This is a genomic window from Klebsiella sp. CTHL.F3a (assembly GCF_019890895.1).
In the GTDB taxonomy this organism is placed as follows: domain Bacteria; phylum Pseudomonadota; class Gammaproteobacteria; order Enterobacterales; family Enterobacteriaceae; genus Klebsiella; species Klebsiella grimontii.
This window is the reverse complement of the sequence record NZ_CP082360.1, coordinates 697,151-715,467: the sequence shown is the minus strand read 5'-3', so window position 1 is coordinate 715,467 and position 18,317 is coordinate 697,151. Positions and strand designations below refer to the sequence as shown.

Sequence of the window (18,317 nt, the reverse complement as noted above, 5' to 3'; positions counted from 1 at the left end):
CATTTCCCGGCGCAAAAGCGTTTCATTTCGGAACAAAAATGAATAATTACGTTTCGTAATGAAACTCCTTTTATCGCAGTTTTTTTCCCCGCTAACTCAGCCAGAATCATTACATCGCCCGATATCGCACATCGTCAGGCGGTACCCCTACACGATGACCGCCTCCATCAGCAGAGAGGCCGCATCGAAACTCCGACGGAGAATAAACAATGAAGAAACTGATTAACCGTGTCGAAGATGTCCTGAGCGAACAACTGGCTGGTCTGGCAAAAGCGCACCCTGAACTGAGGCTGCACCAGGACCCGCTCTACGTTACCCGCGCCGATGCGCCGGTGGCCGGGAAAGTGGCGCTGCTCTCCGGCGGCGGCAGCGGTCATGAGCCGATGCACTGCGGCTATATCGGCCATGGCATGCTCTCCGGGGCCTGCCCGGGGGAAATATTCACCTCCCCGACGCCGGATAAAATGTTTGAGTGCGCCATGACTATCGACGGCGGCGAAGGCGTGCTGCTGATTATCAAAAACTACACCGGCGATATTCTTAACTTCGAAACCGCCACCGAGCTGCTGCACGAAAGCGGCGTTAAGGTCACCACCGTGGTGGTCGATGACGACGTGGCGGTGAAAGATAGCCTCTACACCGCCGGACGGCGCGGAGTGGCCAATACCGTGCTGATTGAAAAACTGGTGGGCGCGGCCGCCGAACGCGGCGACTCGCTGGAATCCTGCGCCGAACTGGGGCGCAAGCTCAACAACCACGGCCACTCTATCGGCATCGCGCTCGACGCCTGCACCGTGCCGGCCGCCGGGCAGCCCTCATTCGAACTGCAGGACGATGAGATGGAGTTCGGCGTCGGCATTCACGGCGAACCGGGCATCGACCGCCGCCGATTCACCTCCCTCGATCGCACCGTTGACGAAATGTTCGATACCCTGCTGGAAAACGGCGCCTATAGCCGCACGCTGCGCCACTGGGACAACGTGAAAGGCGCGTGGCAGGAGGTATCGCAAACCAAGCAGGCGCTGCAAAAAGGCGATCGGGTTATCGCGCTGGTCAACAATCTCGGCGCCACGCCGCTGTCCGAACTCTACGGTGTCTATAACCGTCTGACGCAGCGCTGCGAGGAAACCGGCATCGTTATCGAACGCAATCTTATCGGCAGCTACTGTACCTCTCTGGATATGGTGGGTTTTTCCATCACTCTGTTAAAAGCCGATGACGAGACGCTGGCATTATGGGACGCCCCGGTTCACACCCCGGCGCTGAACTGGGGAAAATAAGGAGCACGACATGTCATTAAGCAGAACGCAAATCGTAGACTGGCTCTATCGCTGCGGCGATATCTTCACAAAAGAGAGCGATTTTTTGACCGGTCTGGACCGGGAAATCGGTGATGCCGACCACGGCCTGAATATGCATCGTGGTTTCAGCAAGGTGGTGGAAAAGCTGCCGTCGATTGCCGATAAAGACATTGGTTTCATTCTTAAAAATACCGGTATGACGCTGCTCTCCAACGTCGGCGGGGCCAGCGGCCCGCTGTTCGGCACCTTCTTTATTCGCGCCGCCCAGGTGACCCAGGCCCATCAGAGCCTGACCCTGGAAGAGCTTTATCAGACCTTCCGCGAAGGCGCGGAAGGGGTGGTGAATCGCGGCAAAGCCGAACCGGGGGATAAAACCATGTGCGACGTCTGGCTGCCGGTGGTGGAATCGCTGCGCCACTCCAGCGAACAGCACCTGTCGATACAAAGCGCCCTTGATGCTGCCTGCGAACAGGCGCAAACCGCCGTCCACGCCACCATCGCCATGCAGGCCCGTAAAGGGCGGGCCAGCTATCTGGGCGAACGCAGCATCGGGCATCAGGATCCGGGCGCAACCTCGGTGATGTTTATGGTTCAGATGCTGGCTGCTGCAGCTAAAGAGTAAGGAAAACGCGATGGTAAACCTGGTTATTGTTTCTCATAGCGCCCGTCTGGGCGAAGGTGTCGGAGAACTGGCCCGGCAGATGTTAATGAACGATGGCTGCAAGCTGGCGATCGCCGCCGGCATTGACGATCCCGCCAGCCCGATCGGCACCGATCCGATTAAGGTAATGGAAGCCATTGAATCCGTCGCCGACGCCGATCATGTGCTGGTGATGATGGATATCGGCAGCGCCCTGCTGAGCGCCGAAACCGCGCTGGATCTGCTCGATCCGGTGATTGCGGCGAAGGTCAGGCTGTGCGCGGCGCCGCTGGTTGAAGGGACGCTGGCGGCGACGGTGAGCGCCGCAGCCGGAGCCGACATCGACAAGGTGATCGAGGACGCCATGAATGCGCTGGAGGCAAAGCGCGTACAGCTCGGGTTACCATCGCAACCGCAGCCCCCTTCGCTGACCGCCGCGCTGGCCGATGACCGCGACGCGCGCTCGGTTTCCGTAGTGATTCAAAACCCTAACGGCCTGCACGTTCGCCCGGCGTCAAAGATGGTCGCCGCGCTGGCGGGATTCAACGCCGACCTGGTGCTGGAGAAAGAGGGAAAGTGCGTCACGCCGGATAGCCTCAACCAAATCGCCCTGCTTCAGGTGCGCCGGAACGATACCTTAAGGTTGCTGGCCCGCGGCCCGGACGCCGACGCCGCGCTGGCGGCATTCCAGGCGCTGGCGGCGGAGAACTTCGGCGAGCAAACGGAGGCAACGCCCGCTTTGCAGCCCACCCGTGCCGCTCGCGTTCAGGGCCAGGTCGTACTCTACCCTCGGCCTCAGAACAGCGTTACGCGGGAAAAGATCGCCGCCATCGGTCAGCAGCAGCTGCGCCTGAAAGGGGCTATTGATCGGACGCTGGACGATCTTAGCGCGCTGACGGCCCTGGCGGAGGAGAAATATTCCGCCGACATCGCGGCGATCTTCTCCGGGCATCATACTCTGCTCGATGATCCTGATTTATATACAGCAGCGTGCGAGATCGTGCGCGACGAGCAGTGCAGCGCGGAGTGGGCGTGGCATCAGGTGCTGAGCGATTTAAGCCAACAATATCGCCATCTCGACGATGCCTACCTTCGCGCCCGCTATATTGATATTGAAGATATTTTGCACCGCACGCTGCGTCACCTTAACGAGAGCAGCGAAGCGCTGCCGCAGTTTAGCGCGCCTTCAATCCTCGTTGCCGACGATATCTTTCCCTCTACCGTCGTGCAGCTCGACGCCCGTCAGGTTAAGGGGATCTGTCTGCAGGAGAGCAGCGAGCACGCTCACGGCGCCATTATCGCCCGCCAGGCGGGTATCGCAATGCTTTGCCAGCAGAGCAATGTGCTGACGACGCTGCAAAATGGCGAGACCGTCACCCTTGATATTCCCGGCAAACGCGTGATTCGCGGCTAACCTGCCCCCATCTTTCCGCCCCGGAGGCTGCCTCCTCCGGGAACTCGCTTAACTTTCAGGATCCGTTATGTCTCAATTCTTTTTTAATCAGCGCGCCAACCTCGTCAACGACGTGATTGAAGGAACCATTATCGCCAGCCCGTGGAATAACCTGGCGTGGCTGGAGAGCGATCCCGCCATTCGCGTGGTGGTGCGTCGCGATCTCGACAAAAACAACGTGGCGGTGATCTCCGGCGGCGGTTCCGGCCACGAGCCGGCCCACGCGGGCTTTGTCGGTAAAGGCATGCTGACCGCCGCCGTCTGCGGCGATCTGTTTGCCTCGCCGAGCGTCGATGCGGTGCTGACCGCTATCCAGGCGGTGACTGGCGACGCAGGCTGTCTGCTGATCGTCAAGAACTACACTGGCGATCGTCTGAACTTCGGTCTCGCCGCGGAGAAGGCGCGCCGCATGGGCTATAACGTTGAAATGCTGATCGTTGGCGATGATATTTCGCTGCCGGATAATAAACATCCGCGCGGCATCGCCGGGACAATTCTGGTGCATAAAGTGGCTGGCTACTTCGCCGAACGCGGGCACAATCTTGCGACCGTGCTGCGCGAAGCGCAGTATGCCGCCGGACATACCTTCAGCCTCGGGCTGGCCCTTGCCAGCTGCCATCTGCCGCAGGATGCGGAAGCGGCCCCGCGCCATCATGCGGACCAGGCCGAGTTGGGCATGGGGATCCACGGTGAACCGGGCGCATCGGTCATCGCTACCCAGAACAGCGCGGAAATCGTTACGCTGATGACGGAGAAGCTCAGCGCCGCCCTGCCGGAAACCGGTCGTCTGGCGGTGATGATCAATAATCTCGGCGGCGTATCGGTTGCCGAAATGGCGATTTTGACCCGCGAGCTGGCGCATACGCCGCTGCATCAGCGTATCGACTGGCTGATAGGCCCGGCTTCGCTGGTGACCGCGCTGGATATGAAAGGTTTCTCCCTCACCGCCATCGTGCTGGAAGAGAGTATTGAGAAGGCGCTGCTTTCCGCGGTAGAAACTGCCGGCTGGCAGACGCCGGTGCAGCCGCGCAAAATCAGCGTGATGCCGTCCTCGCTGCGCAGCTCGCGGGTGGAGTTTGCTCCCTCGGAGAATAGCGTGGTTGCGGACTACGTTGAGCGGGTGACCGGCACGCTGTCCGATCTTGAAGCGGACCTCAACGCGCTGGATGCCAAAGTCGGCGACGGCGATACCGGCTCCACCTTCGCCGCCGGCGCGCGCGACATCGCCGACTTGCTACAGCGTCGCCAGCTGCCGTTGGCTAACCTCGCTACGCTATTCGCGCTGATTGGCGAGCGTCTGACCGTGGTGATGGGCGGCTCCAGCGGCGTGCTGATGTCGATTTTCTTTACCGCCGCCGGGCAGAAACTGGAACAGGGAGCAAGCGTCGCCGAAGCGCTAAACGCCGGGCTGGCGCAGATGAAGTTTTACGGCGGCGCCGATGAAGGCGATCGGACCATGATTGACGCCCTACAGCCGGCGCTGGCGGCGCTGCAGGCCGAGCCGGATAATCTGCGGGCGGCTTTCGCAGCGGCCCAGGCGGGGGCGGATCGTACGCTTCACGCCAGCAAAGCCAACGCCGGGCGCGCGTCGTATCTCAACAGCGATAGCCTGCGCGGCAATATGGACCCCGGCGCCCATGCGGTGGCGATGGTGTTTAAAGCGCTGACGCAGAGATAATCCCCCTGCTCGCGCTGCGCTTAGCAGGGCTACAGGTTCACCCTCGTCTGCGGGCTGGTCGCCCGGACAGATGCGCAGCATCGCCTCCGGGAAAATCAGCCGCTCTGCGCTCTGCTCCCGCGGGCGGCGCAAAGCGCCTGCCCGGGCTACGGGTTCACCTCCGTCTGCGGGCCGGTAGCCCGGACAGATGCGCAGCATCGCCTCCGGGAAAATCGGCCACTCTGCGCTCTGCTCCCGGGGGCGGCGCTTAACGCGCCTTGCCCGGGCTACGGGTTCACCCCCGTCTGCGGGCCGGTAGCCCGGGTAAGGCGCCAGCCGCAACCCGGGTTTTCTCTGCTCTTACTTGTTGTGCCAGTAGGCCTGCGAACGCACCAGCTGCGGATCAATCTCTTCGCCTTCAAAGCGCGCCAGCAGCGACTTCACCGCCGCGCCTTCCCCGGTCAGCCAGATAAAATAATCGTCCGCCGGAACCACCACCTGCGCCAATTTTTCGGCCACGGCGGCTGGTTTATGCCCCACCACCCACTCGATATTAAAGCCATCAAGATCGGCCAGGTAATCTTGATAAGACTCATCGCTAATGGTGACGATCGCCGTGACCTGCGGGCGCGTCGGAAGCTGCTGCAATCCGAGGAGACGGCGGCGCAGCGCGGGCATTCCGGACTCATCGGTCACGTACAGCTGCCAGGCGTAATCTTCCGGCACCACCAGCGAACCGCGCGGGCCGCCGATCACCAGCTTATCGCCCGTTTTCGCCGCCAGCGCCCAGCTGCTGGCAATGCCGCCATCGTGAATAAAAAAGTCGTACGCCAGCTCATGACGCCCGGCGTCGTACAGCGGCGTATAGTCGCGGGTCGCCGGACGCACGCCATCGCCCCAGTTAATACCTTCATCCGTCACCTCCGGCGGCGTGAACGCAGCGCCCGCGGCCGGGAAAAAGAGCTTGGTGTGGTCGTCAAACCCCTGGGAAACAAAGCCTTCCAGCGCCTCTCCGCCCAGCACGACACGCTGGAATGCGCTGCCGATACGCTCGACGCGCAATGCGGTTAACTCACGGAAGCGCAGTTCATTACGTACGCGCTGCGGGTATTTGGGGTGTCTGGTCGTTGTCATCTTTCATCGCCTTCGTGAACGGAATAGATATATCTAAAAATCTTGCAAATGATAATGATTGCTATTAAAAAAGAATGCAAGCATTTTTTGATATAGTCATAGAAAAACGCCAAAAAAGCCAAAATCAAAAATTAAATCGTTAAATATCAATTAAATAAAAAATATACTCACTACTGTGTTGCTACTTTATTAATTTTAGATATAAATTAGATATATCAAATAATCACAGGAACAAAACATGAGACATCATCACGAAGAAGGACGTGGGCCACGCGGACGCCACGATGAACATGGCGAACACGGCGAGCATGGCCGCAGGGGCGGCGGACGTCGGCAGCGCTTCTTTGGCCACGGCGAGCTACGCCTGGTGATTCTGGACATCCTCACCCGTAACGCCAGCCACGGCTACGAGCTTATCAAAGAGATTGAAACCATGACCCAGGGCAACTACAGCCCGAGCCCCGGCGTCATCTATCCGACGCTAGACTTGCTCCAGGATCAGGGCTTAATTAGCGTGGCTGACGAAAACGGTCGTAAAAAAATCGCCATTACCGCCGACGGCAGCCAGCTGCACGCGGAAAACCAGCAACAGCTGGAGCAGATTCAGGCCAGGCTGCAGGCGCGTATGGTGGGTTGTGAACTGCGTAAAAATCCGCAGATGAAGCGCGCGCTGGAGAATTTTAAGGCGGTACTGGATTTAAGGGTTAACCAGCAGGCCATTACCGAAGCTCAGCTAAAGCAGATCGTCGGCGTGATTGATCGCGCGGCAATGGAGATTTCCCAGCTCGACTAATCCTCTGCCCCATCGCTGGGCAGCCTGCACCGCCGCGGCGCGCGCGGCGGAAGCCCTTACTCACCGGGTTTTACGCCTTCAGGAGTAAAACATGCCAATAATAGCGTCGTGAGATTAAATTTTGCTCAATCGCAATTTCACGTTGCGTTTATCCCGATTTTCCTGGCCCGCGCCGAAGTGGCGTAATCCCTGCAATACTTAATTCAGTATCATGTGATACGCCCCTCCCAGGAGCACATTTTGAACAGGTTACCTTCCAGCGCATCGGCTCTGGCCTGCAGCGCGCACGCACTGAATCTCATTGAGAAGCGAACGCTCGATCATGAGGAGATGAAATCTCTTAATCAGGAGGTCAGAGAATACTTTAAAGAGCATGTGAACCCAGGGTTTTTAGCGTATCGAAAATCGGTCACTGCTGGCGGGGATTACGGAGCCGTAGAGTGGCAAGCGGGAGGGTTAAATACGCTTGTCGACACTCAGGGACAGGAGTTTATTGACTGCCTGGGTGGGTTTGGGATTTTTAATGTAGGGCACCGTAATCCAGTTGTCGTTTCCGCCGTCGAAAATCAACTCGCTAAACAACCTCTTCATAGTCAGGAACTGCTGGACCCGCTGCGGGCCATGCTGGCTAAAACCCTGGCGGCCTTAACGCCGGGCAAACTGAAATACAGCTTCTTTAGCAATAGCGGCACCGAATCGGTCGAAGCGGCGCTAAAGCTGGCGAAAGCTTACCAGTCTCCGCGCGGCAAATTTACCTTCGTCGCCACCAGCGGCGCGTTTCACGGCAAATCGCTCGGTGCGCTTTCCGCCACCGCGAAATCGACTTTCCGTAAGCCTTTTATGCCGCTGCTGCCGGGATTCCGGCACGTACCGTTCGGCGATATTAACGCCATGCGTACGTTGCTGAGCGAGTGCAAAAAGACCGGTGATGACGTCGCGGCGGTGATCCTTGAGCCTATTCAGGGTGAAGGCGGGGTGATTCTGCCGCCGCCGGGCTACCTGCCCGCGGTGCGCAAGCTGTGCGACGAATTTGGCGCGCTGCTGATCCTCGATGAGGTGCAAACCGGTATGGGGCGCACCGGCAAGATGTTTGCCTGCGAGCATGAAAACGTCCAGCCGGACATTCTGTGCCTTGCTAAAGCACTGGGCGGCGGGGTGATGCCGATTGGCGCAACGGTCGCCACCGAAGAGGTATTCTCGGTGCTGTTCGACAATCCGTTCCTGCATACCACCACGTTCGGCGGCAACCCGCTGGCCTGCGCGGCGGCGCTGGCGACCATCAACGTGCTGCTGACGCAAAACCTGCCCGCGCAGGCGGAGCAGAAAGGTGACATGCTGCTGGACGGCTTCCGTCAGCTGGCCCGCGAATATCCAGATCTGGTGAATGACGTGCGCGGCAAAGGCATGCTAATGGCGATTGAGTTTGTCGATAACGAAATCGGCTATGACTTTGCCAGCGAGATGTTCCGCCAGCGGGTACTGGTGGCCGGAACGCTGAACAACGCCAGGACGATCCGCGTAGAACCGCCGCTGACGCTGACACTGGAGCAGTGTGAACAGGTACTAAAAGCGGCCCGCCTGGCCCTGGCGGCGCTACGGGTTTCGGTAGAAGAGGCATAGTAACCTGCCCTCTCCCGCCGTGGGAGAGGGTATTACGCTATACCACCCGCACGCCGGCAGGCATCAGCCTTTCCGGCGTGAGCAGGACGCTTTCGCTGCCATCGTCGGTTTCGGCGCAGAGCAGCATGCACTCCGACGTTTCACCGCGCATTTTGGCTTTTGCCAGATTACACAGGACCACGACCGTTTTTCCCAGCAGCTCTTCTTCGCTGTAGTACGGCACAAGGCTGGTTACCGTCTGCAACGTGCGATCGCCAACATCAATCCGGGCAATATAGAGCTTGTCGGCATTCGCATGCCGTTGCACTGCCACAATTTTTCCCGTACGCATTTCAAGTCTGGCAAAATCATCATAAAGCACCGTTTCCATCTTGCACTCCTCAAGTAAAATTTTAGTAAAATATAACAAATGCCGTCGAGGTTTCCGCATAATAGTGCGAGTAATGTTAGATTCATCACTCTTTTTCGCGGCAGGATCGCGGTGACAGTGATGAATAATACGGCGGAAATTTACTGAAAAGAGATGCAGCAGCCCGCGCTTGCTTTACAATGGTTTGCGTCGATGGGGCAACGTCAGATAAGGAAAACAATGGCCACACTAAAAGATATCGCGACCGAAGCAGGCGTTTCACTGGCGACGGTTTCTCGCGTTTTAAACGACGACCCCACGCTGAACGTCAAAGAAGAGACAAAACATCGCATTCTTGAGGTGGCGGAAAAGCTGGAATATAAAAGTACCAGCTCGCGTAAGGCTCAGGTTCATACCGTAGGCCACCATCATATTCTGGCCATCTATAGCTATCAGCAGGATCTGGAAATCAACGATCCCTACTATCTGGCGATCCGCCACGGCATCGAAACGCAATGTGAGAAGCTCGGTATCGAGCTGACCAACTGCTACTTTAACAATGCGCTACCCGAGCTGAAAAAAGTGACCGGCGTTCTGATTGTCGGCCAGCCTTCGCGGGCGATTCGCGAAGCCGCCACGGCGTTAACCGACAACGTCTGCTTTATTGATTTCCATGAACCCGGCAGCAGCTATGACGCCGTCGATATCGATCTGGTGCGCATCGCCAAAGAAGTTATCGACTTTTTTATCGCCCAGGGCGCACGGCGCATCGGCTTTATTGGTGGCCAGGATGAGCCGGGTAAAGCCGACATCCGCGAAGTGGCCTTCGTCGAGTATGGCCGCCTGAAGGGGGTGGTTTCGGAAGAAGATATCTGGCGCGGAGGGTTTTCCAGCTCCTCCGGCTATGAGCTGGCAAAAACGATGCTGGCAAAAGCGGATTTCCCCACCGCGCTGTTCGTCGCGTCAGACTCTATCGCCATCGGCGTGCTGCGCGCCATACATGAACGCGGTCTCTCTATCCCGGAAGATATCTCGCTCATTAGCGTTAACGATATCCCAACCGCGCGTTTTACCTTTCCGCCGCTCTCTACGGTGCGCATTCATTCTGAAATGATGGGCAGCCAGGGCGTCAACCTGCTGGTTGAGAAAGCCCGCGATGGCCGCGCGCTGCCGCTAAACGTCTTTGTCCCCAGCGTGCTGAAGCTGCGCGGCACCACCCGCTAATCTCGTTTCTGGCGCTGAATCCTCTGCGCCTGGCTCCCGGGGGCGGCGCTTGACGCGCCTTACCCGGGCTACGGGCGCACCGCCATCTGCAAAACGTTAGCCCGGACAGATGCGCAGCATCGCCCCGGGAAATTCAGCGTCTCTGCGCCGCCTCCGGAAATATCCCTCTCCCAACGCCAACCGCAGGCGCCCGGTAACGCTCATTTTGTGATCGAGTTAAAGTAAATCACTCTCGCCGGTTTTATTTAGTAAAACTTTTACTAAAATACACCTTATCCGTTTAGTCCGTTCAGGGAGGCGATATGAATCGCTGGGAAAACCTTCAACTCACTCATGAAAACCGGCTGCCTCCGCGCGCCTATTTCTTCTCTTACGATTCGCAGGCCCAGGCGCGAACCTTCGCCCGTGAAATCAGCAGCCGCTTTCTGTCCCTTAGCGGACAGTGGAACTTCCGCTTCTTTAATAACCCGCTGCGGGTGCCGGAAGCGTTCACCTCGCAGTACATGAGCGACTGGGGACCGATCACCGTGCCGGGAATGTGGCAGATGGAAGGCCACGGCCAGCTACAGTACACCGACGAAGGCTTCCCCTTCCCGATTGACGTGCCCTACGTTCCGACCGACAACCCAACCGGCGCCTATCAGCGTATCTTTACCCTCAGCGACGGCTGGCAGGGCCAGCAGACCATCATTAAATTTGATGGCGTCGAGACCTATTTTGAAGTTTACGTTAACGGTCAGTACATCGGTTTTAGTAAAGGCAGCCGCCTGACGGCAGAGTTCGATATCAGCCGCGCGGTAAAAACCGGCGACAACCTGCTTTGCGTTCGCGTCATGCAGTGGGCGGACTCCACCTATATTGAAGATCAGGATATGTGGTGGTCGGCGGGTATTTTCCGCGACGTGTATCTGGTGGGCAAAAACCCGCTTCACGTCCAGGACTTCACTTTGCGCACCGATTTTAACGATGACTACATCGACGCCACGCTCTCCTGCCAGCTGGTGCTGGAAAATCTCAATGCGCAGCCGGGCGCAGCGACGCTGGAATACGCGCTGTTCGACGGCGAAAAGGCGCTGTATGAAGGCACAACGCAGCGCCTGACCGTCAGCGAGCAGTTGAACGTCGACTTTGCGATCGACGTGAGGGCGCCGCAGCAGTGGTCGGCGGAAAACCCGTACCTCTATCACCTGGTGATGACGCTGAAAAACGACGTCGGAGAGATTATCGAAGTCATTCCGCAGCGCGTCGGCTTTCGCGATATCAAAGTGCGCAACGGCCTGTTCTACATCAATAACCGCTACGTAATGCTGCACGGTGTTAATCGTCACGACAACGACCATCTGAAGGGCCGCGCCGTGGGGATGGATCGCGTTGAGAAAGATCTGCTGCTGATGAAGCAGCACAATATCAACTCGGTACGTACCGCCCACTATCCCAACGACCCGCGTTTCTATGAGATGTGCGACATTTACGGCCTGTTCGTGATGGCGGAAACCGATGTCGAATCCCACGGCTTCGCCAACGTCGGCAACCTGAGCGCCATCACCGATGACCCAGAATGGGAGCATATTTACGTTGAGCGGATCGTCCGCCACGTCCATGCGCAGAAAAACCATCCGTCGATCGTCATCTGGTCGCTGGGCAACGAGTCCGGCTACGGCTGCAACATTCGGGCGATGTATCACGCCGCGAAAGCGATCGATGATACGCGGCTGGTGCATTACGAAGAGGATCGTGACGCGGAGGTGGTGGATATCATCTCCACCATGTATACCCGTGTGCCGCTGATGAACGAATTCGGGGAATATCCGCATGCCAAGCCGCGAATTATCTGCGAATACGCCCATGCGATGGGCAACGGTCCCGGCGGGCTGAGCGAATACCAGAACGTATTCTATCAACATGACAGTATTCAGGGCCACTATGTGTGGGAGTGGTGCGATCACGGAATCCAGGCCACCGACGACAGCGGCGCGGTGTGGTACAAATTCGGCGGCGACTACGGCGACTATCCCAATAACTACAACTTCTGCCTCGACGGGCTGATTTTCTCCGATCAGACGCCTGGACCCGGGCTCAGAGAGTACAAGCAGGTTATCGCCCCGGTAAAAGTGCAGGCGATAAACATCCGCGAAGGCGAACTGCGCGTCGATAATAAGCTCTGGTTCTCGACCCTTGATGACTACACCCTGCGCGTGGAAGTACGCGCCGAGGGGACTACGCTTGCCAGCCAGCAGCTTAAGGTGCGCGATCTTGCGCCAAACAGCAGTCGCGATATCAAAATCGACCTGCCGGCGCTCGACGACCGCGAAACCTTCGTCAACATCATGGTGACCAAAGATTCCCGTACGCCGTACAGCGAAGCCAACCACCTAATCGCCGTCTACCAGTTCCAGCTTAAAGAGCAGACCGCAGCAAAAACACCGCTGATTAACACCAGCGCCACCTCGCTGCGCATTGCCGATGAACGTCTGAGCTACAGCATCACCGGGCACAACTTCCGCGTAGTGTTCTCGAAAGTCAGCGGCAAACTGAGCGAATGGCAGGTGAACGGCATCGACCAGGTGACCCGCGAGCCGAAGATCAACTTCTTCAAGCCGATGATTGATAACCACAAGCAGGAATACGAGGGGCTGTGGCAACCCAATCATCTGCAAATTATGCAGGAGCATCTGCGCGAATTCAGCGCCGAGCAGCGCGGTGACACGGTGATTATCACCGCCCGCAGCATCATCGCGCCGCCGGTTTTCGATTTTGGCATGCGCTGCACCTATCGCTGGCAGATTACCCCGCAGGGCCATATTAACGTTGAGCTTGCGGGTGAACGTTACGGCGACTATCCGCATATTGTGCCGTGCATCGGTTTTATGCTGGGCATTAACGGCCAGTTTGAACAGGTGAATTACTACGGTCGCGGTCCCGGCGAAAACTACGCCGACAGCCAGCAGAGCAACATCATTGACCTTTGGCGAACCACCGTGGACGACATGTTCGTGAACTATCCGTTCCCGCAGAACAACGGCAACCGGCAGCACGTACGCTGGGCCGCGTTTACCGACCGTCACGGCAGCGGTCTGATGGTGGTCCCGCGCGATCCGCTTAACATCAGCGCCTGGCACTATACGGCGGAGAATCTGCACGCAGCGCAGCACTGTAACGAACTGCACCGCAGCGATGACATCACCCTGAATATCGACGCCCGTGTGCTCGGTCTGGGGTCTAACTCCTGGGGGAGCGAGGTGCTGGATAGCTGGCGCGTCTGGCTCAAACCGTTCAACTATGGCTTTACGCTGCTGCCGCTGGAAGGCGGGAGCGCTTCCTCGCAGACGCTGGCGAATCATAGCTTTGACGCTGGTTTCTTTTCCTCCGATTCACACAGCGAGGCTGAAAAATGAGAATTCTCGATAATTTAGAACAGTTTAAGCAAATCTATCACAGCGGACGTAAATGGCAGCGCTGCGTGGAGGCCATCAATAATATCGATAATATTCAACCAGGAGTTGCCCACTCTATCGGCGATTCGCTCTCCTATCGCGTGGCAAGCGACAGCACCACGGATGCGCTGTTCGTTGGCAACCGCCGCTATTTCGAGGTGCATTACTACCTTCAGGGTCAGCAAAAAATTGAGTTTGCCGCCAAAGAGCAGCTGCAGACCGTGGCCTGCTATCGCGATGAAACCGACCGTGAATATCTCAAAGGCATCGGTGAAACCGTGCAGGTTCACGAAGGTCAGATGGTGATTTGCGATACCCATGAAGCTTATCGCTTTATCTGCGACTCGCCGGTCAAAAAGGTGGTGCTCAGAGTGACTATCGAAGACGGCTACTTCCTGAATAAGTAAGCCCGCGTGAAGCAAGATGAGGCCAGCGGGTTTATTCGTTGGCCTTCCCGGTCCCAGCCCTCAATGCGGGCCAGATCATTTTTCGGAGGACCTATGTCCGAATCAGTTCGTGCCAAAATAGGCAAATTCGCCTTACTGTCGATGGCGTTTGCCGCCGTATTTAACGTACGAAACATCGTTAATAACAACATCGAGTTAGGGCTCAGTTCCGCCCCTATCTTTCTGTTTGCCACGGTGGTCTATTTTATTCCGTTTGTGTTTATCATCGCCGAATTCGTTTCAGCGAATAAAAATTCCGAATCAGGTATGTACGCCTGGCTGAAGCAGCCTTTAGGTACCCGCGCGGCCTATCTCGGCTCGTTCCTGTACTGGTTTGTGAACCTGTTCTTTTTCCTGTCGCTGCTGCCGAACGTGGTGGCCTACGCTTCGTACGCCATTATGGGTTACGCCATTCCTTTCTCGCCGATGGTCACTTCGCTGATCTCTATCGTCCTGTTCGCCATGGCCACCCATATTTCCACCAAAGGTGCGACCTGGCTGGGAAAAATCTCCGAATGCGTAGCGTATGGCGTTTTCGCGCTATTTGCGATTTACGTGGTCGGCGCTTTTACCGCGCTGGGCGCAGGCCATGTTCCCGCGCAGCCGATTACGCTGCACGCCATGGCGCCTACCATCAACTGGGCGACGCTGGGGATCATGTGCTGGATTTTCCAGGCGGCTGGCGGGGCTGAAACCGTCGCCGCGTACCTGAACGACACTAAAGGCGGGCAGAAATCGTTTATTAAAGTCATCATCACCGCCGGGATCCTGATTGGCGGCATGTACGCGCTGGGATCTTTGCTGGTCAACGTCTTTGTGGCACGTGAAGATCTAACCTATGCGGCCGGTATGGTGGAAATTTTCACCGGTCTCGGCGCTTATTTCCATATTTCGGAAGCGCTGATGGGCCGCTTCGTCGGCATTATTCTGTTTATCGCCATTTTCGGCAGCATGATGATGTGGACCGCCGCACCGGTAAAAATTCACTTCTCGGAAATTCCTGCGGGCATCTATGGCAAAAAAACTACCGAACTGAACGTCCACGGCGTGCCGGTGCGCGCTGCCTGGTGGCAATTTCTCTTCGTCTTCTTGATGCTCATCGTGAACGGTTTCGGCTCCGCCAGCGTTCAGCAAATGATGAACACCGCGATTAACCTGACCGCGGGTACCGCGATGCTACCGCCGCTGTTTATCATGGCCGCCTACTTTGTTTTCCGCTGGAAACATGACGATACGCCGCGCGACTTCCGCATGGGTTCAAGAAAGGTTGGGATGGCCGTGGTGTCGATGCTTATCGTTATTTTCCTGGTCAGCATGACCGCCTCCGCTTTCCCGCCAGGAGTCGACCTGGTGAATGCCTTCTTCATTAACGTCTTTATGACCGCAGTCTTCTCCGGGCTCGCATGGTGGTGGATAACCCGCTTTGAGAAAAAACAGCGCAAGAACCAACATACACCCCTGAAATCAGCGGCAAATACGGTGAAATAAGCCACCGTTGCTCCCGCCAGCGGGATATCCCTGGCGGGATTTTTTTACCCACAAGCCAAGCTCTGTCACCCGACCATTTTCGTGATCGAGTTAAAGCAATTCATTTTTACCGCTTTTATTTACTAAATATTTTACTAAAATTAACCACGATACTTAACTACCTCTACCCTACAAACAACACAATCCCCTTCGGCCATTCTCTGAAGGACAATGTGTGGAGATGTGTTATGTCTGATATCAAACGTAATACCATCGGCAAGTTCGGCCTGCTGTCGCTGACCTTCGCTGCCGTCTTCAGTTTTAACAACGTGATCAATAACAATATTGAGCTGGGACTGGCCTCTGCTCCGATGTTCTTCCTCGCCACCCTGCTCTATTTCGTTCCTTTCTGTCTGATCATCGCGGAATTCGTTTCGCTGAATAAAAACTCTGAAGCGGGCGTTTATGCCTGGGTGAAAAGCTCGCTGGGCGGACGTTGGGCCTTTATTACCGCCTATACCTACTGGTTTGTGAATCTGTTCTTTTTTACCTCACTGCTGCCGAGGGTCATCGCGTATGCCTCCTACGCCTTCCTCGGCTACGAGTACATTCTGACCCCCGTCGCCACCACGATGTTGAGCATGGCGCTGTTCGCCCTGTCGACCTGGGTGTCCACCAACGGCGCAAAAATGCTGGGTCCTATTACCTCGGTGACCTCGTCGTTAATGCTGCTGCTGACGCTTTCCTACATTCTGCTTTCCGGCAGCGCGCTGGCGGGCGGTATTCAGCCAGCGGATCCGATTACCGTGGATGCGATGATCCCGAACTTCAACTGGGCGTTCCTCGGCATCACCACCTGGATCTTTATGGCTGCCGGCGGAGCTGAGTCCGTCGCGGTGTACGTCAATGACGTGAAAGGCGGATCGAAATCCTTCGTTAAGGTCATCATCCTCGCCGGGATCGTAATTGGCGTGCTGTACTCTATTTCCTCGGTGCTGATTAACGTGTTTATCAGCAGCAAAGAGCTGAAATATACCGGCGGATCGGTACAGGTCTTCCACGGTATGGCGGTCTGGTTTGGCCTGCCGGAAATCGTGGTCAACCGTTTTGTCGGCCTGGTCTCCTTTACCGCCATGTTTGGTTCGTTATTAATGTGGACCGCGACGCCGGTCAAAATCTTTTTCTCCGAAATCCCGGCCGGAATATTTGGTAAAAAAACCGTCGAGCTCAATCAAAACGGCGTACCGGCGCGCGCGGCGTGGATTCAGTTCCTGATTGTGATTCCACTGATGATTATCCCGATGATGGGTTCCAGTACCGTGCAGGATTTAATGAACACCATTATCAACATGACCGCCGCCGCCTCAATGCTGCCGCCGCTGTTTATCATGCTGGCATACCTCAACCTGCGCCGTAAGCTCGATCATCTGCCGCGCGATTTTAAAATGGGTTCACGCACTACCGGCATTACGGTGGTCTCGATGCTGATTGTTATTTTCGCCATCGGCTTCGTCGCCTCAACGTTCCCGACCGGCGGCAATATTTTGACCATTATTTTTTATAACGTCGGCGGCATTGTTATCTTTCTCGGATTTGCGTGGTGGAAATACAGCCAATACGTGAAGGGATTAACTCAGGAAGAAAAAAGAATTGAAGCGGCGCCAGCCTCTGATGCGTCATAAGCCATTTTACTGAAAACAATAAACCCCAATACCTCTTAATAACACGATGAAAAATAATAATTCGATTTACGGGGCGCTTGCCGCCCTGGCCTTCTGCACACCTGCCGTAGCGGCCGATGTTGCTCACCCGGCGGAACATGATGACATGAAAACGCCTGAATTGAGCGCCACTTCATACCGTTTTTACGGTGAATTGGGGGTCGGCGGATATATGGATTTAGAAGGCGAGGATAAACATAAATATAGCGATGGCACTTATATTGAAGGCGGGCTGGAAATAAAGCACGGCAGCTGGTTTGGCTTAATTTATGGCGAAGGTTGGACGGTTCAGGCCGATCGTCAGGGTAATGCCTGGGTACCGGACCACGGCTGGGGTGGATTTGAAGGCGGAATAAACCGCCTCTACGGGGGATATAAAACCGAGAGCAGCACCGAAATTATGCTCAGCCTGCGCCAGGACTCCTCGCTCGACGATCTGCAGTGGTGGGGCGATTTCACGCCCGATCTCGGCTACGTGATCCCCAATACCCGCGACATTATGTACGCACTCAAGGTGCAGAACCTGGCGGGAGATTTTCGCTATAGCGTGACCGCCACGCCGTCCGGGCACCACGATGAAAGCAAAGCGTGGCTCCACTTCGGCAAATACGACCGCTACGACGATAAATATACCTACCCAGCGATGGTTAACGGCTACGTCCAGTACGATATCGCCAAAGAGGTCACCTGGATGAACGGTCTGGAGGTGACCGATGGTACCGGACAGCTGTTTTTAACCGGTATTCTCACTCCCAACCTCGCCGCCCGCGCCTGGCACCATACCGGGCGCGCCAGGGGAAAAGACGTGCCGGGAACGGAAACCGGCTTTATGGCCAGCGCCATGTATGAAGCGCTCAAGGGCGTGTATCTCTCCACCGCCTATAGCTACGCCAAACACCGCCCGGATCGCGCTGCCGAGGAAACCACCTCGTTTATGCAGTTCGGCGTCTGGTACGAGTACGGAGGCGGACGTTTTGCCACCGCTGCGGACAGCCGCTTCTACATGAAAAACGCCTCCGGCGACCCGAGCGATCAGGTTTTCCTGATGCAATATTTCTACTGGTAAAAAGGGATATCA

The 18,317-nt window shown here is 56.6% G+C and carries 14 protein-coding genes; 12 read left to right on the top strand and 2 right to left on the bottom strand.

What is annotated here, in order from left to right; translation table 11 throughout:
* The first annotated feature begins 209 nt into the window (after window positions 1-209).
* The 4 genes from dhaK (at window position 210) to K7H21_RS03395 (ending at window position 5,072) form a co-directional block, all read left to right on the top strand.
* On the top strand, window positions 210-1,280 hold the full coding sequence (gene dhaK / locus K7H21_RS03410; protein ID WP_049114281.1) for a dihydroxyacetone kinase subunit DhaK: 1,071 nt from the start codon (window positions 210-212) through the stop codon (window positions 1,278-1,280).
* A 10-nt stretch (window positions 1,281-1,290) separates the two neighbouring features.
* The gene (gene dhaL / locus K7H21_RS03405) at window positions 1,291-1,923 is read left to right on the top strand and encodes a dihydroxyacetone kinase subunit DhaL (RefSeq protein WP_004125405.1); all 633 of its coding nucleotides are present in this window, start codon (window positions 1,291-1,293) and stop codon (window positions 1,921-1,923) included.
* A 10-nt stretch (window positions 1,924-1,933) separates the two neighbouring features.
* On the top strand, window positions 1,934-3,355 hold the full coding sequence (dhaM, locus tag K7H21_RS03400) for a dihydroxyacetone kinase phosphoryl donor subunit DhaM (RefSeq protein WP_004125408.1): 1,422 nt from the start codon (window positions 1,934-1,936) through the stop codon (window positions 3,353-3,355).
* A 67-nt stretch (window positions 3,356-3,422) separates the two neighbouring features.
* Window positions 3,423-5,072: a glycerone kinase gene (locus K7H21_RS03395; RefSeq protein ID WP_049114274.1), complete on the top strand. Its 1,650-nt coding sequence runs from the start codon at window positions 3,423-3,425 to the stop codon at window positions 5,070-5,072.
* A 339-nt stretch (window positions 5,073-5,411) separates the two neighbouring features.
* Here K7H21_RS03395 and K7H21_RS03390 read toward each other — a convergent pair whose 3' ends face one another.
* Window positions 5,412-6,185 (bottom strand): siderophore-interacting protein, encoded by a 774-nt coding sequence (locus tag K7H21_RS03390; protein ID WP_223035574.1) that lies wholly within the window; start codon window positions 6,183-6,185, stop codon window positions 5,412-5,414.
* Between the two features lie 238 nt (window positions 6,186-6,423).
* Here K7H21_RS03390 and K7H21_RS03385 point away from each other — a divergent pair, with 238 nt between their 5' ends.
* Both K7H21_RS03385 and ygjG read left to right on the top strand, forming a co-directional pair.
* Window positions 6,424-6,978, top strand: coding sequence for a PadR family transcriptional regulator (locus K7H21_RS03385; RefSeq protein WP_049114550.1), 555 nt, complete (start codon window positions 6,424-6,426; stop codon window positions 6,976-6,978).
* 240 nt (window positions 6,979-7,218) lie between these two features.
* Entirely contained in the window at window positions 7,219-8,598 is a 1,380-nt protein-coding gene (gene ygjG, locus K7H21_RS03380) for a putrescine aminotransferase (RefSeq protein WP_004125417.1), read from the top strand.
* 37 nt (window positions 8,599-8,635) lie between these two features.
* On the opposite strand, the gene K7H21_RS03375 is transcribed toward ygjG, so the two are convergent.
* On the bottom strand, window positions 8,636-8,968 hold the full coding sequence (locus K7H21_RS03375) for a tRNA-binding protein (protein ID WP_004125420.1): 333 nt from the start codon (window positions 8,966-8,968) through the stop codon (window positions 8,636-8,638).
* 219 nt (window positions 8,969-9,187) lie between these two features.
* Here K7H21_RS03375 and ebgR point away from each other — a divergent pair, with 219 nt between their 5' ends.
* The 6 genes from ebgR (at window position 9,188) to ygjJ (ending at window position 18,305) form a co-directional block, all read left to right on the top strand.
* Complete coding sequence (gene ebgR, locus K7H21_RS03370) at window positions 9,188-10,171, top strand: transcriptional regulator EbgR (protein ID WP_004125422.1); 984 nt, start codon at window positions 9,188-9,190, stop codon at window positions 10,169-10,171.
* Between the two features lie 302 nt (window positions 10,172-10,473).
* The gene (ebgA, locus tag K7H21_RS03365; protein WP_139529346.1) at window positions 10,474-13,566 is read left to right on the top strand and encodes a beta-galactosidase subunit alpha; all 3,093 of its coding nucleotides are present in this window, start codon (window positions 10,474-10,476) and stop codon (window positions 13,564-13,566) included.
* Window positions 13,563-14,012, top strand: coding sequence for a beta-galactosidase subunit beta (locus K7H21_RS03360; protein WP_004125430.1), 450 nt, complete (start codon window positions 13,563-13,565; stop codon window positions 14,010-14,012). Before ebgA ends, K7H21_RS03360 begins: the two co-directional genes overlap by 4 nt.
* A 93-nt stretch (window positions 14,013-14,105) precedes the next feature.
* Window positions 14,106-15,539, top strand: coding sequence for an amino acid permease (locus tag K7H21_RS03355; RefSeq protein WP_004125433.1), 1,434 nt, complete (start codon window positions 14,106-14,108; stop codon window positions 15,537-15,539).
* 227 nt (window positions 15,540-15,766) lie between these two features.
* Window positions 15,767-17,200 (top strand): amino acid permease, encoded by a 1,434-nt coding sequence (locus tag K7H21_RS03350; RefSeq protein WP_087828354.1) that lies wholly within the window; start codon window positions 15,767-15,769, stop codon window positions 17,198-17,200.
* 46 nt (window positions 17,201-17,246) lie between these two features.
* On the top strand, window positions 17,247-18,305 hold the full coding sequence (ygjJ, locus tag K7H21_RS03345) for a protein YgjJ (RefSeq protein WP_049114633.1): 1,059 nt from the start codon (window positions 17,247-17,249) through the stop codon (window positions 18,303-18,305).
* Window positions 18,306-18,317 lie beyond the last annotated feature (12 nt).